Raw genomic sequence first — 15227 nt, forward strand, 5'->3', positions numbered from 1 at the left:
GTCAGGTCGACCGCTGCACCGCCGGCTTCTCGGCGTCGGCCCTGGCGGCGCTGAGATTGTGCGCGGTGTTGATCAGCGCGATGTGGGTCAGCGCCTGCGGAAAGTTGCCGGTCTGCCGGCCGGCACCGGAATCGAACTCCTCCGCCAGCAGCCCGAGATCGTTGGCGACCGCGACGACGCGGTCGAACATGGTTTGCGCCTTGTCGAGATCTCCTGCCAGCACATGCGCGTCGGCGAGCCACAGGCTGCAGGCCAAAAACGCGCCCTCGATCGGCTGGATTTCGTCGGACACCTCGCGCGGATCGTGCCGCAGCACGAATCCGTCGCGCATCATGTGCCGCTCGACCGCCGCGATCGTGCCGCGGATGCGCGGATCGGACGGCGGCAGGAAGCCGACCGACGGCAATAGCAGCAGGCTGGCGTCGAGCAGCTTTGACCCGTAGCTCTCGACGAAGCTGTTGAGACCAGGATCGAAGCCCTGCCGGCAGACGTCGCGATGGATCGCCTCGCGCAGCACCCGCCATTTGACCAGCGGCCCCTTGAAGCCAAACCGCTCTGCGCTCTTGATGGCCCGGTCGAAGGCGACCCAGCACATCACCTTGGAGAACACGTAGTGTCTGGGCGTGCCGCGGCGCTCCCAGATGCCGTGATCGGGCTGGTCCCAGACATCGGCGAGATGACTGACGACGGTGCATTCGAGCGACCAGCTCTCGTCATCGAGTTTCAGCCTGGCCATGCGGGACTGGTGGAAGGCGTCGATCAGCTCGCCATAGACGTCGAGCTGCAGCTGCGCATGCGCGGCATTGCCGAGACGAACCGGCTGCGCCCCTTCATAGCCGGACAGCCAGCCGGCCTCCCATTCCAACAGGCGCCGCTGCCCCAGGATGCCGTACATGATCTGCATGTTCGCCGGCGCGCCGGCCGCGGCCCGCAGCAGCCAGTTGTGCCAGGCGGCCGCCTCCTCGGTATAGCCCGAATTCATCAGCGCCAGCAGCGTGAAGGCGGCGTCGCGCAGCCAGCAGAACCGGTAGTCCCAGTTGCGCGCGCCGCCGAGCTTTTCCGGCAATGACGTGGTCGGTGCCGCGACGATGCCGCCGGTCGGCCTGAAGGTCAGCGCCTTCAGCGTGATCAGCGAGCGCATCACGAGGCCACGCTGATAGCTGCCGTCATAGGTCGAACGGCTGCACCACTCTTTCCAGTATTGCTCGGTATCCTTCAGCGCGGTCTCGGGATCGATCGGCTGCGGCACCGGCTGATACGACGCACCGTAGGTCAGGACGAACGGCACGGTGTCGCCCTCGCCGATCTCGAAATCGGCGATCGTGGTCAGGTCCTTGCCCGATGTCTTGACCGGCGTGCGCAGCACGGTCATGTCCTGGCCGCAGATCGCCAGCAGCCCCTCGCCGTCCGGGTTCTTCTTCACCCAGGGGACATCGGCCCCGAAGCCGAAGCGGATCACCAGCTCCATGTGCATCTTGACGCGGCCGCTGATGCCGCGAACCAGGCGGACCACGTCGGAGGCGTTGCCGCGCGGCGGCATGAAGTCGATCAACGCGACCACGCCGCCTTCGGCCTCGAACCGCGTCTCCAGGATCAGCGTGTCGTCCCAGTAGCGGCGGGAGGTCTGCCTGATCTCACCGATGGGCGCCAGCAGCCAGCGGCCATTCTGCGACGTGCCGAGCAGCGCCGCGAAGCAGGCGTCGGAATCGAACGCCGGCCAGCACAGCCAGTCGATCGAGCCGTCGCGGCCGACCAATGCTGCGGTCTCGCAGTCCCCGATCAGTCCATAGTCTTCGATGCGAGAGGCCACGCGCCATGCTCCGCGTTGTCAGGCGGGCGACCGCTCGCGGGTTGCACGCTTGAGCGCGTCGATGTCGATCGCCGATGCGAGATGCTCGATCGAGACCGGCAGCCGCCGTTTCCAGTTCGGATGCTCGTAGACGGTGCCGGGGATGTTCGGCTGCTCGACAATACCGAGCAAATCCTCCATCGAGACCGCCATCATCCGCGACCGCGTCCGTGCCATGAAGCTCACCACCGAATAGAAATCATTGTGGTGGATGTCGTGACGGCGCAGCACGTCGTCGAGATGGCCGAGCGCATCCCAGCGCCCCTGGTCGGTCTCGCCGGGATCGATCCCGAGCGCGCGCTTGGTCTTGAGGTCGCTGAACGAACGCCAGCCGGCATAGGTCGACAGGTCGTGGGTGTTGAACGTCACCAGCGCGTCCGGCAGATAGTAGTCGGCGTTGCGGAACACGCCCTGATCATCGGTCTCGAACATCATCACCAGATACGACCAGATGCCCCAGCCGTTCATCTGCTCGCGGAATCCCGGAGGCACGGTGCCGAGATCCTCGCCGATCACGACGCAACGGTTCGCTGTGCTCTCCTGCGCGGTCGCCGCCAGCAATGCCTCGAACGGCATCAGCACGTAGGCCCCGTTGGCCGGGCCGAAGCCGCGCGGCACCAGATAGAGCCGCTTCAGCCCGAAGGCGTGATCGAGCCTGATCGCGCCGGCATGATGCATCGAGGCGCGCAGCATCTGCCGGAACGGCTCGAACGAACGCTGCTCGAGGCCCGCGGCGTTGAAGCCGGCGAGCCCCCAGTCCTGACCCGCGGTGTTGAGCGGGTCCGGCGGCGCACCGACGCCGAGGTGACGCGAGATCGCGGTCTGCTCATTCCAGGCGTCGAAGCCATCCGATTGCACGCCGACGGCAACGTCGAGATAAAGCCCGACCCGCATGCCAAGCTTGTGCGCGAGCGCCTGGCAGGCGCCGAGCTGCCGGTCCGCGGTCCATTGCACGAATTCGACGAACTCGACCTCGGCGGCCGTGTCGCGCGCCCGGCGCAATTTCGTGCACGCCGCATCATTGGGCTGCCGCCACTCGTCCGGCCATTCCCACCACGGCGTGTTGAGTTTGTGCCGCATCACCTCGAAGCAGGCGAAGCGCGACAGCAGCACGCCCTGCTCCTTGCGATAGGCTTCGAATTCCTGCCAGCGGCCGAGGCCGGGATTGGCCTTGAAGGCCGCGAAGGCGGCACGCAGCGCCGGCCATTTCAGCGCCGCGGCACCGACATAGTCGACCATGTCGCGGCTGCGCAGCTGCGCCAGCGCGGCCTGCGTCTCGGCATCGACGTGGAATTCGGGAATCTTCGCGACGTCGATATAGAGCGCATTGAGGAACAGCCGGCTGTTCGGCGAGTATGGACTGCAATCGCCGGGCCGATCGTCGAACAGCGCGTGCAGCGGATTGAGCCCGATGCCGTCGGCGCCGAGCCGGTGGGCGAATTCGAGCAGGCCCTGCAGATCGGTGAAGTCGCCGATGCCCCAGTTGCGCGCGGACCGCACGCCATAGAGCTGGACCGCGATCACCCAGCAGCGCTCGAACGCGCCGCCGAATGCACCGTCCGGCGCCACCAGAAACGGCAGCTCCTCGCTGCCCGATGCGTCCTTGAGCTGCAACCGGTGCACGCCCTCGGGCAGGCCGGACGGCCACGTTATACTCCGCTCATGCGCCTCGCCCTGCGCGAGCACCATGGTGCCGCTGGTGAGCTTCCACTGCACCGGAAGCTGGGCCGCCTCGGCGAGCTGCGTCTGGCCGCCACCTCGCGCGCCCTGGCCGCCTCTGACGACCACGGGATCGGCGACGATCCGCCGCGGCGTCTGGGGTGGCAGCGCCGCGAGGATCGCCGTCAGCGCCTCCGGGGTTGTCACACGGCGGTGACCGCTCCCATCGATATACTCGGTCTGGATTCCCAGGGTCTGGGCTTTGGCGTAAAGGTCCATTCGGCACGCTGCCTGCTCGCAACGGTATTGGGATCGTTGCTAAATTGTACAGATACGGGAAAGGGATAGTTGATGTTCAACGCTCTACCCTATCCGGCGTTCCCACCGGGAACCATTGCCCGGCGAGCGGCTTTCTATATGGGTCTGGCGTGCCTCCTTCCCGGCGCCGGGACTTCATTTGCCTATTCAATGGCGGCATCACCGTGAACAAAACCGCCCGACCTGTCGAGAGTGCCAACGGCACTTTTCATATTACCGATGTCTATCCGTCGGTTGATGGCGGCCGCTTTGCGGTCAAGCGCATCGCAGGCGAACCTGTCGAGGTATGGGCCGATATCTACCGTGACGGACATGATGTGATCGCAGCGGCATTGGTGTGGCGGCATGAGGGCGACGGCGAATGGCAGCACGCGCCGATGACGCTGCACAGCGACGACCGCTGGGGCGGCACCTTCGTGCCTGACCGGCCCGGCCGCTACAGCTTCGCGATCGAGGCCTGGACCGACGAGTTCGCCAGCTGGCGGCATCGCTTCGAGCAGAAGCAGCGCGACGGCGGCGACCACACGCTCGATGCCGTCGAAGGCGCGGGCATGCTGACCCGGGCGCAAGCCGGGGGACCTGCCGCAGCCGCGATTATCATCAGGCAGTGCGAGATCTTTCTGCAGACCGGCGAGCCGGGCGCGCTGCTCGCACCCGAATTGCGTGAGGCAATGGCCGGCAGCCAGTTTCGCCGCGACCTGGTGCGATCGCAGCTCTATCCGCTCACCGCGGACCGACCGCTGGCGCGCAGCGGCGCCTGGTATCAGTTGTTTCCGCGCAGCCAGGGCAAGACGCCGGGCGTGCACGCGACCTTCGACGACTGCATCGCGAGGCTGCCCGATATCGCGGCGATGGGCTTCGACGTCGTGCTGCTGGCGCCGATCCATCCGATCGGGCGGACCCACCGCAAGGGCCGCAACAATGCCGCCATCGCGCAGCCAGGCGATCCCGGCAGCCCCTATGCGATCGGCGCGGCCGAGGGCGGTCACGACGCCGTGCATCCGGAGCTCGGCACGCTCGACGACTTCCGCGCGCTCGTGGCAGCATGCCAGGCCCAAGGCCTCGAGGTCGCGCTCGATTTCGCCGTGCAATGCTCGCCCGATCATCCGTGGCTGACCGAGCATCCGGAGTGGTTCAAGCGACGCCCGGACGGATCGATGCACGCGGCCGAACATCCGCCACAGCGCTGGGACGATGTGGTCAATCCGGATTTCGGATCGGAGGACGCCGCCGCGCTGTGGCGCGCGCTGCGCAACGTCGTGCTGTTCTGGGTCGAACAGGGCGTCAAGATCTTCCGGGTCGACAATCCGCACACCAAACCGCTGGCATTCTGGGAATGGCTGATCCGCGAGGTGCAGGACCGCGATCCGGACGTGCTGTTCCTCTCGGAAGCCTTCGCGCGGCCGAAGCTGATGAAGGGCCTCGCCAAGCTCGGCTTCACGCAGTCCTATACCTACTTCACCTGGCGCACGCAGCGCTCCGAGCTCGAAGCGTATCTCGGCGAGTTGATATCCTATCCCGATCGCGACTTCTTTCGGCCGAATTTCTTCGTCAACACACCTGACATCCTGCCCTTCCACCTGCAAAGCGGCGAATCCTGGATGTTCAAGTCGCGTCTCGCGCTGGCCGCGACGCTTTCAAGCAGCTACGGCATCTATAGCGGATTCGAACTGCTCGAGCACATGCCGGTGCCCGGCCGCGAGGAATATCTCAACGCCGAGAAATACGAGATCAGGGTTCGCGACTGGGATCAGGCCGGGAACATCAAGCCCTATGTCGCGGTCCTCAACCAGATCAGGCGCGGCAATCCGGCCCTGCAACAATTCGCCGATCTGCGCTTTATCAATATCGATGACGGCGGCGTGATCGGCTTCGTCAAGGAGGCGGCCGATCAGGGCAATGTGATCGCGGCCGCGGTTGCGCTGTCGGCCGAGCCGCGCGACGTCTGGCTTCCGCTCGGCGACGTCGTGGTCGGCCGCGGCGATGCCCGCCGCCCCGTCACGGCCGTGGAAGACCTTGTCACCGGCGCGCGTCATGCGCTCGAATGGGGCGGCATCCGCCTGCGTCTGGATCCTGCGCGCGATCCCGCGTTGCTGTTGCGCTGTGTCGCCTGAAGGAGCCGCTATGAACGTATTCTCCTCCGTCAGTACCCAGGAGAAGGTCGCGACCGAGACCGCGGACCAGCTGTGGTACAAGGACGCGATCATCTACCAGCTGCACGTCAAGGCGTTCGCCGACAGCAACAATGACGGCATCGGCGACTTCACAGGCCTGACGGAGAAGCTGGGCTATCTGCAGGAGCTCGGCGTCACCGCGCTATGGCTGCTGCCGTTCTATCCCTCGCCGGGCCGCGACGACGGCTACGACATCGGCGATTATGGCGACATCAATCCCGATTTCGGGACGATGAAGGACTTCAAGCGCTTCATCCAGGAGGCCAAGCGGCGCGGCCTGCGCGTTATCACCGAGCTCGTCGTCAACCACACCTCGGACCAGCATGCCTGGTTCAAGCGCGCGCGCCGCAGCCCGCCGAATTCGAGCGCGCGCAGCTGGTATGTCTGGAGCGACACCGACCAGAAATACCTCGATACCCGCATCATCTTCACCGATACGGAAAAGTCGAACTGGACCTGGGATCCGGAAGCCGGCCAGTTCTACTGGCACCGCTTCTTCTCGCACCAGCCGGACCTGAATTTCGACAATCCGCGCGTGGTGCGCGCCATCGTGCAGGTGATGAAGCGCTGGCTCGACACCGGCGTCGACGGCTTCCGGCTCGACGCCATTCCCTATCTGTGCGAGCGCGACGGCACCAACAACGAGAACCTGCCGGAGACGCATGCCATCATCAAGCGGCTGCGCCAGGAGCTCGACGCCTATGCCAAGGGCAAGATCCTGCTGGCCGAGGCCAATCAATGGCCGGAGGACGTGCAGGCATATTTCGGCCATGGCGACGAATGTCACATGGCCTATCACTTCCCGCTGATGCCGCGCATCTACATGGCGATCGCGCAGGAAGACCGCTTTCCGATCACTGACATCCTCAGGCAGACGCCCGACATTCCGGCAGCCGCCCAGTGGGCGCTGTTCCTGCGCAACCACGACGAGCTGACGCTTGAGATGGTCACCGACGTCGAGCGCGACTATCTGTGGTCGACCTACGCCAACGACCCGCGCGCCCGCATCAATGTCGGCATCCGCCGCCGCCTTGCGCCGCTGATGGACAATGATCGGCGCAAGATCGAGCTGATGAATTCGCTGTTGCTGTCGTTCCCCGGTACGCCGATCATCTATTACGGCGACGAGATCGGCATGGGCGACAACATCTATCTCGGCGACCGCAACGGCGTGCGGACGCCGATGCAGTGGTCGCCGGACCGCAACGGCGGCTTCTCGCGCGCCGACCCCGCACGGCTCTACGCGCCGATGATCATGGATCCGGTCTACGGCTACGAATCCGTCAATGTCGAGGCGCAGTCGCGCAGCCTGTCGTCGCTGCTGTCGGCGACCAAGCGGCTGATCGCGGTGCGCAAGTCGACGCTTGCCTTCGGGCGCGGCACCATGACCTTCATCCGCCCGGAGAACCGCTCGGTGCTCGCCTATGTCAGGCAGTACCAGGGCGAGGCGATCCTGTGCGTCGCCAATCTGTCGCGCTCGGCGCAGGCAACCGAGCTCGACCTCTCCGCCTTCAAGGACCGCATTCCGCTCGAGATGCTCGGACGCACGCGCTTCCCGGCGATCGGCGAGCTGCCCTACATGATCACGCTGGCGCCTTACGGCTTCTACTGGTTCCAGCTGCAGGAGCGCGACAAGTCCGAGCCGGTGAAGCCGCGGGCGGTGCCGGAGTTCGAGACGCTGGTGGTGCCGCTCGGTTCGACCTGGACGTCGCTGGCGCGGGAGCGCGGCGTGTTCGAGCACGACGTGCTGCCCGGCCATCTCGCCCGCACGCGCTGGTACCCGGAGCATTCCGCGAAGGCGATCCAGCCGACGCTGGTGTCCGCGATCCCGTTCTGCGACATCGGCGACAACCGACCGTGGTTGATCTTCTTCGAAACCACGGAGCGCGGCAACACCAGCCGCTACGTGCTGCCGATGCAGATCGAATGGGTGCGCTTCGATCGCGAGCGTTACAACCCGCGCGCCTTTGCCGCGGTCCGCCAGGGCGCGCGCGAGGGCACGCTGCTCGATGTCTCCACCGACCAGATCTTCACCGGCCTGTTCCTGCGAAACTTGCGGGAGAACCTCACCGTCGACGAGGGCGAGCAGGGCCTGAAGCTCGAATTCCGGCCGACCAGCCGCTTCTCCGACCGCCCGGTGCGGCAGCCGGAGCGGATCCGTGTCTTCGAGAACGATCAGCCGCATTCGACCGCGCTGGTCGACAACGAGTATGTCACCAAGATCTACCGGAAGCTGGAGGTCGGCATCAATCCGGAGATCGAGATGGGCCGCTTCCTCACCGAAGTGGTCAATTTCGCCAACACACCGGCATTGCTCGGCACATCGGAACTGGTGGAGGGCGACAATCGCAGCGCGATCGCAGTGCTGCACGCCATGGTGGTCAACCAGGGCGACCTCTGGAATGTCGGCGCCTCGCACCTCGACCGCCTCGTCGAGCGGCAGCGCCTGCTGGCGGCGAGCGAACACCCGGAGGAGAACGGCGATCACGCCACCTATCTGCGCCACCTGTCGCACAGCGGAAAGCGTCTCGCCGAGCTGCACATCGCGCTCGCCAGCAACCGGGACCTGCCGGACTTCGCACCGGAACCGACCAGGCCCGAGGACCTGCAGCGCTGGAGCGACGAGATCATGGCGCGCGCCGAACGCGTGTTCGATACGCTGAGGCAGCGGCGCGGCTCCCTGAAAGAGGCCGACCGGCTGCTGGCCGATCAGTTGCAGGCTCAGCACGACCTGCTGCCGGAGCGGCTCAAGGCGCTGCTGCCGCGCGAGACCGACGGGCTCAGCATCCGCCATCACGGCGACTTGCATCTCGGCCAGTTGCTGGTGGTCAAGGACGATGTCTTCATCATCGATTTCGACGGCGGGCCCGGCCGCACCATCGCCGAGCGACGGCGCAAGGCGCCGGCGGCCCGCGACGTCGCCGGCCTGATCCGCTCGATCGACTATGCCGCGACTGCCGCATTGGAACGGGCGCTCAAGGTCGCCCCCGACGAGAGCGGCAGGCTGAGCCTCGCTTTGGCGGAATGGCGCGACCAGGCCGCTGATACCCTGCTGGCGGCCTATCGCGAGACCGTGGCCGGCCAGCGGCTGTGGCCCACTGAGGCCAGGGCGGCCGACCGCCTGCTCAACTTTTTCCTGCTTGAGAAAGCCTTCTACGAGATCGAGTATGAGCTGGCCAACCGGCCGGATTGGCTCCGCGTCCCACTGACTGGCCTGTTGAGACTCCTGGCCCAACAGCCGCACGAGGTTGTATGACCAAACTGCCCGCCGAGGCCTACGCCATCATCGAGGGCCGCCATTCCGATCCGTTCCACTATCTCGGCCTCCACGCCGAGGGGGGTCGCAACGTCGTGCGCGCCTTCCTGCCTGACGCCAGCAATGTCGAGGCGATCGGCGAGCATGGCGAGACGGCGCCGCTGGCCAAGATCCATGACGCCGGCCTGTTCGCAGGCCCCTTGCCGAACGGTTCGACGCGCTACCAGCTCCGCGCCCGCTTCGGCGACAATGTCGTCGAACTGGAAGATGCCTACCGCTTTCCGCCGATCCTGAGCGATTTCGATCTCTATCTGCTCGGCGAAGGCACGCATCTGCGGGTGTACGACACGCTCGGCGCCCATCCGCTGACGCTCGACGGCGTCGACGGCATCGGCTTCGTGGTGCTGGCGCCGAATGCGCGGCGGGTCAGCGTGGTCGGCGACTTCAATTTCTGGGACGGCAGGCGACATCCGATGCGGGTGCGCGGCCCGGGCTATTGGGAGCTGTTCATCCCGCGCGCGCGCGTCGGCGACCACTACAAGTTCGAGATCATCGGGCGAAACGGCCAGCATCTGCCGCTGAAGTCCGATCCGCTGGCGTTCGCCGCCGAGGTGCGCCCGAAGACCGCCTCGATCGTGATCGACGAACGCAAGATCCCGCACCCGCGCCCGGCGCCCGATCGCATCAACGCGCTGAGCTCGCCGATGTCGATCTACGAGGTCCATCTCGGCTCGTGGCGCCGCAAGGGCCGCAACGAGTGGCTGACCTATCGCGAGATGGCGGAGCAGCTTCCCGCGTATGCCAGCGACATGGGCTTTACGCATATCGAATTTCTGCCCATCACCGAGCACCCGTTCGACGGCTCGTGGGGTTATCAGCCGACCGGCATGTTCGCCCCGACCAGCCGTTTCGGCTCGCCCGATGATTTCGCGGCGCTGATCGACGCCTGCCACGGCGCAGGCCTTGCCGTGCTGCTCGATTGGGTCCCCGGGCATTTCCCCGACGATCCGCACGGTCTCGGCAATTTCGACGGCACCGCGCTCTACGAGCACGCAAACCCGTTGCAGGGCCGCCACCTCGACTGGGGCACGCTGATCTACAATTACGGGCGCACCGAGGTCACCAACTTCCTGGTGTCGAACGCGCTGTTCTGGCTCGACCGCTACGGCATCGACGGGCTGCGCGTCGATGCCGTCGCCTCCATGCTCTATCTCGACTACAGCCGCCCCGCCGGCGGCTGGATCCCGAACAAATATGGCGGCCGGGAGAACATCGAGGCGATCGACTTCCTGCGCCGTTTCAATACCGAACTGTTCGCACATTTCCCGCAGGCGACCACGGCGGCAGAAGAGTCCACGGCGTGGCCGCAGGTGTCGCGCCCGGTCGAATATGGCGGGCTCGGCTTCGGCTACAAGTGGAACATGGGCTGGATGCACGACACGCTGAAATATATCGGCAAGGATCCCATCCACCGCAGATTCCATCACGGCGATATCCTGTTCGGCCTGCACTACGCCTTCTCGGAGAACTTCATCCTGCCGCTGTCCCACGACGAGGTCGTGCACGGCAAGCGCTCGATCCTCGGCCGGATGCCCGGCGACGACTGGCAGCGCTTCGCCAATCTGCGCGCCTATTACAGCTTCATGTTCGGGCATCCCGGCAAGAAGCTGATGTTCATGGGCTGCGAGTTCGGCCAGGAGCGGGAGTGGAATCACGACCACTCGATCGATTGGCATCTGCTGCAACAGCCGAGGCACAGCGGCATCCAGAACCTGGTCCGCGACCTCAACCGGCTCTATCGCGCGCTGCCGGCGCTGCACGAGCTCGACTGCGACCAGGCCGGCTTCGAATGGGCCATCACCGACGACGCCAGCAACAATGTGTTCGGCTGGATCCGCAAGGGCAACGATGCGCGCGCCCGCTGCCTTGTGGTCCTCAACTTCTCGCCCAACGTCTACCGCAACTATCGCGTCCGGGTGCCGTTCGCGGGCAAATGGCACGAGGTGTTCAACTCGGATTCCTCCCATTACGGCGGCACCAATGTCGGCAATATCGGGGAGGTCCGCGCCTCGGAGGGCGCCACGCCCGAGCTGAGCCTGACCATTCCGCCGCTGGCCGCGATCTTCCTCGTACCGGAAAGCTGATTGATGCGACTGACCGGGGGTACGTCCGCACGGCTCGGTGCAAGCTGGGACGGCAGAGGCACCAATTTTGCGCTGTTCTCGGCGAATGCGGAGAAGGTGGAGCTGTGCCTGTTCGACGGCCAGGGCCGCCGCGAGCTCGAGCGGATCGAGATGCCGGAGCGCACCGAGGACGTCTGGCACTGCTATCTCAACGACGTCTCGCCGGGCCAACTCTACGGCTATCGCGTCTACGGGCCCTACGCACCGGAGCGCGGCCACCGCTTCAACGCCAACAAGCTGCTGCTCGATCCCTACGCCAAGCGGCTGGCCGGCCGGCTGGTGTGGAGCGATGCGCATTTCGCCTATCGCACCGGCAGTGCGCGCGAGGATCTCTCGTTCGACCGGCGCGACAATGCCCGCGGCATGCCGAAGGCCGTGGTGGTCGACGAGACCTTCAACTGGGGCCGCCGCGAGATCCGGCCGCACGTTCCCTGGCAAGACACCATCATCTACGAGGCCCACGTCAAGGGCCTGACGCAGAAGCGCGAGGATGTGCCGCCGAACCTGCGCGGCACCTATGGCGGGCTGTCGTCGCCGGCGATGATCGACCACCTCAAGCGGCTCGGCGTCACCACCATCGAGCTGCTGCCGATCCACGGCCTGATCGACGACCGCGTCCTGGTCGAGAAGAAGCTCGCCAATTACTGGGGCTACAACACCATCGCCTTCTTCGCGCCGGAGGCACGCTACGCCCAGGACAATGCGCTGGACTCGTTCCGCACCACGGTGGCGCGGCTGCACGATGCCGGCATCGAGGTGCTGCTCGACGTCGTCTACAACCACACCGCCGAGGGCAACCATATGGGCCCGACGCTGTGCTTCCGCGGCATCGACAACGCCTCCTACTACTGGCTGAACCGCGAGAACCCGCGCTTCTACGACGACTTCACCGGCTGCGGCAGCTCGGTCAATCTCACCCATCCGCGCGTGCTGCAGATGGTGATGGATTCGCTGCGCTACTGGGTAGAGGTCTGCCATGTCGACGGCTTCCGCTTCGATCTCGCCACGACCCTGGCGCGCGGACCCAACGGGTTCGATCGCAACCATCCCTTCCTCGCCGCGATCCGCCAGGATCCGGTGCTGGCGACCGCCAAGATGGTCGCGGAGCCCTGGGACCTCGGTCTCGGCGGCTACCAGGTCGGCGCGTTTCCGTCGCAATGGTCGGAGTGGAACGACCGCTATCGCAGCGCGATGCGGCGCTACTGGAGCGGCGAAGGCAGCCTGATCGGCGATATATCCGGCCGCATGACGGCGTCCTCGGATCTGTTTCACCACGACAATCGCGCGACCCGCGCCAGCGTCAATCACATCACGGTGCATGACGGCTTCACGCTCGCCGATCTCTTCAGCTACAACGAAAAGCACAATGAGGCCAATGGCGAGGACAATCGCGACGGCTCCAACGACAACCACAGCAACAATTGCGGCCATGAAGGCCCGACCGACGATCCCGCCATCATCGCGCTGCGCCGCCAGCTCAGGAAAAACGCGCTGGCCTGCCTGCTGCTCGCACAGGGCACGCCGCTGATCCTCGCCGGCGACGAAGTCGCCAACACGCAAGCCGGCAACAACAACGCCTATTGCCAGGACAACGAAACCGGCTGGATCGGCTGGGAGAACCTCGGCACCGACGACGACGCTATCGCCTTCATCGGTCATCTCACCGCGCTCCGCCAGCGCTTCGGCCAGATCCGCTGCCAGAGCTGGCTCGACGGCCGCCGCGCCGACGGCAGCTATGGCGTGATCTGGCTGACGCCATCAGCGGAGGAGATGAAGGAGTCCGATTGGAAATTCCCTGAAAGCCGGTTCCTCGCCTACGTGCTGGGGCCGATGGAACCTGGGCAGGCGCCGATCTTTATCGTGCTGAATGCCGCGCCGCAGGAGATCGTGTTCAGGATGCCGAGGATGGCGGAATACAGGAGCTGGCAGCAGGTCTTGAACACGACCAAGGCCGAACAAACGACTGAGCAGTTCGCAGCCGGCGCCGACACCACGGCACCGCCGCGCTCGGTGCTGGCATTTGCAGGCTCCGCATGAGCGCCCAGCATTTCGGCCCTGAGCTGACACCTGATGGCACGCGCTTCCGGCTCTGGGCGCCAGCGGCCAAGCGCGTCGATCTCCTGCTCGACAGACCGCATACACTCACGCGCGATGCCGCCGGCTGGTACATCGCCGAGATCGCAGGCGCGCGCGCTGGTACGCGCTACAAATTCCGCGTCGATGACGAGGTCGATGTGCCCGACCCGGCCGCCGCGTTCCAGCCGAACGACGTGTTCAGCCCGAGCGAGGTGATCGATCACTCAGCTTTCGAATGGCGCGCGACCGACTGGCGCGGCCGTCCCTGGCATGAGGCCGTCATTCTCGAGGCCCATGTCGGGACCTTCACGCCGGAGGGCACCTACCGCGCCATGATCGACAAGCTCGATCATCTGGTGGCAACCGGCATCACCGCGCTCGAACTGATGCCGCTGGCGGATTTCGCAGGCAAGCGCAACTGGGGCTATGACGGCGTGCTGTGGTACGCGCCGGACTGCGCCTATGGCCGCCCCGAAGACCTCAAGACCCTGATCGACGAAGCGCATCTGCGCGGGTTGATGGTGATGCTCGACGTGGTCTACAACCATTTCGGCCCGGAGGGGAATTACCTCGGCCGCTATGCGCCCTCCTTCTTCAGCGACGCGCATACGCCGTGGGGCAGCGCAATCGATTATCGCGTGCCCGAGGTGCGGGCATTTGCGATCGGCAGCGTCGTGAGCTGGCTGCGCGACTATCGGTTCGACGGACTGCGCTTCGACGCGGTCAACACCATCGTCGAAGCCGGCGAAATCTCCATCCTGCATGACTTCAGCAAGGCTGCCGGCAAGCTCGCCACCGAGACCGGGCGGCACATCAACCTCGTGCTCGAGAACGGCGACAACATCGCAAGCCTGCTCGATGCCGCCGAGGACCCGCCGCACGGCAAGTTCCGCGGCCAGTGGAACGACGACTATCATCACGCCTGGCATGTGCTGCTGACCGGAGAAACCCAGGGCTACTACGGCGACTACAAGGCGCCGAAGCAGGACCTCGCGCGGGCGCTGTCGTCGGGCTACATCTACCAGGGCGAAGTCTCGGCGTTCTGGGGCGGCAAGGCCCGCGGCGAACCGAGCGGCGCGCTGTCGCCGATCTGCTTCATCAACTTCCTGCAGAACCACGACCAGATCGGCAACCGGCCGCTCGGCGATCGCCTCGAGAGCATCGCAAAGCCGCAGGCGATCGAGGCGGCGCTGGCGGTCACATTGATCGCGCCGACCACGCCGATGCTGTTCATGGGCGAGGAATGGGGCGCGACGACCCCCTTCCCGTTCTTCTGCGATTTCAAGGGCGACCTCGCCAACGCCGTCCGCGCCGGCCGGCGCAAGGAATTCGCCTGGGCCTATGCCAAATATGGCGACGACATTCCCGATCCGCTTGCCGAGGAGACGGTGCGATCGGCCGTGCTCGACTGGGCGGCGCTTGGCCACGATCCCGCCCGCGCGCGGCTGACGTTGGTGCGCGACCTGCTCGCCGTGCGCCGGCGCGAGATCACGCCGCGGCTCATCGGGGCACGCTTCGGCGGTGACCGCGTCACGGGCGATCTGTTGTCCGCGCATTGGCGGATGGGCGACGGCCGCACGCTGTGGCTGGCGGCCAATCTGTCGGATCGGGATATTACCGGCGCAACGGAAGCGAAGGGAACTGTGATCTGGGGCGGCGCGTTGTCGAGCGACCTCCCCGGCTGGGCGGTGCGCTGGCACATCGGATAGCAC

At 65.8% G+C, this 15227-nt stretch carries 7 protein-coding genes; 5 read left to right on the top strand and 2 right to left on the bottom strand.

Annotated features, from left to right (window positions below; all coding sequences use genetic code 11):
- Position 1 precedes the first annotated feature (1 nt).
- A complete protein-coding gene (locus CO675_RS29385) occupies positions 2–1810 on the bottom strand; it encodes a glycoside hydrolase family 15 protein (protein ID WP_097675272.1) in 1809 nt (602 codons plus the stop codon).
- Between the two features lie 18 nt (positions 1811–1828).
- Positions 1829–3787 carry a 4-alpha-glucanotransferase gene (gene malQ, locus CO675_RS29390; protein WP_097675273.1) on the bottom strand — a complete coding sequence of 653 codons (1959 nt, stop codon included), beginning with the start codon at positions 3785–3787 and terminating at the stop codon, positions 1829–1831.
- Between the two features lie 203 nt (positions 3788–3990).
- On the opposite strand from malQ, the gene CO675_RS29395 reads away from it, so the two are divergent.
- Genes CO675_RS29395 through treZ form a run of 5 tightly spaced genes read left to right on the top strand, consistent with a single transcriptional unit; the run spans position 3991 to position 15224 of the window.
- The gene (locus tag CO675_RS29395; protein ID WP_097675274.1) at positions 3991–5940 is read left to right on the top strand and encodes an alpha-1,4-glucan--maltose-1-phosphate maltosyltransferase; all 1950 of its coding nucleotides are present in this window, start codon (positions 3991–3993) and stop codon (positions 5938–5940) included.
- A 10-nt stretch (positions 5941–5950) separates the two neighbouring features.
- A complete protein-coding gene (gene treS / locus CO675_RS29400; protein ID WP_097675275.1) occupies positions 5951–9256 on the top strand; it encodes a maltose alpha-D-glucosyltransferase in 3306 nt (1101 codons plus the stop codon).
- Positions 9253–11400, top strand: coding sequence for a 1,4-alpha-glucan branching protein GlgB (gene glgB / locus CO675_RS29405; RefSeq protein WP_097675276.1), 2148 nt, complete (start codon positions 9253–9255; stop codon positions 11398–11400). The genes treS and glgB overlap by 4 nt, the downstream gene beginning before the upstream one ends.
- Before the next feature lie 3 nt (positions 11401–11403).
- Positions 11404–13476 carry a glycogen debranching protein GlgX gene (glgX, locus tag CO675_RS29410; RefSeq protein WP_097675306.1) on the top strand — a complete coding sequence of 691 codons (2073 nt, stop codon included), beginning with the start codon at positions 11404–11406 and terminating at the stop codon, positions 13474–13476.
- The gene (gene treZ, locus CO675_RS29415; RefSeq protein WP_097675277.1) at positions 13473–15224 is read left to right on the top strand and encodes a malto-oligosyltrehalose trehalohydrolase; all 1752 of its coding nucleotides are present in this window, start codon (positions 13473–13475) and stop codon (positions 15222–15224) included. Before glgX ends, treZ begins: the two co-directional genes overlap by 4 nt.
- Positions 15225–15227 lie beyond the last annotated feature (3 nt).

This window comes from Bradyrhizobium sp. C9 (assembly GCF_002532045.1).
In the GTDB taxonomy this organism is placed as follows: domain Bacteria; phylum Pseudomonadota; class Alphaproteobacteria; order Rhizobiales; family Xanthobacteraceae; genus Bradyrhizobium.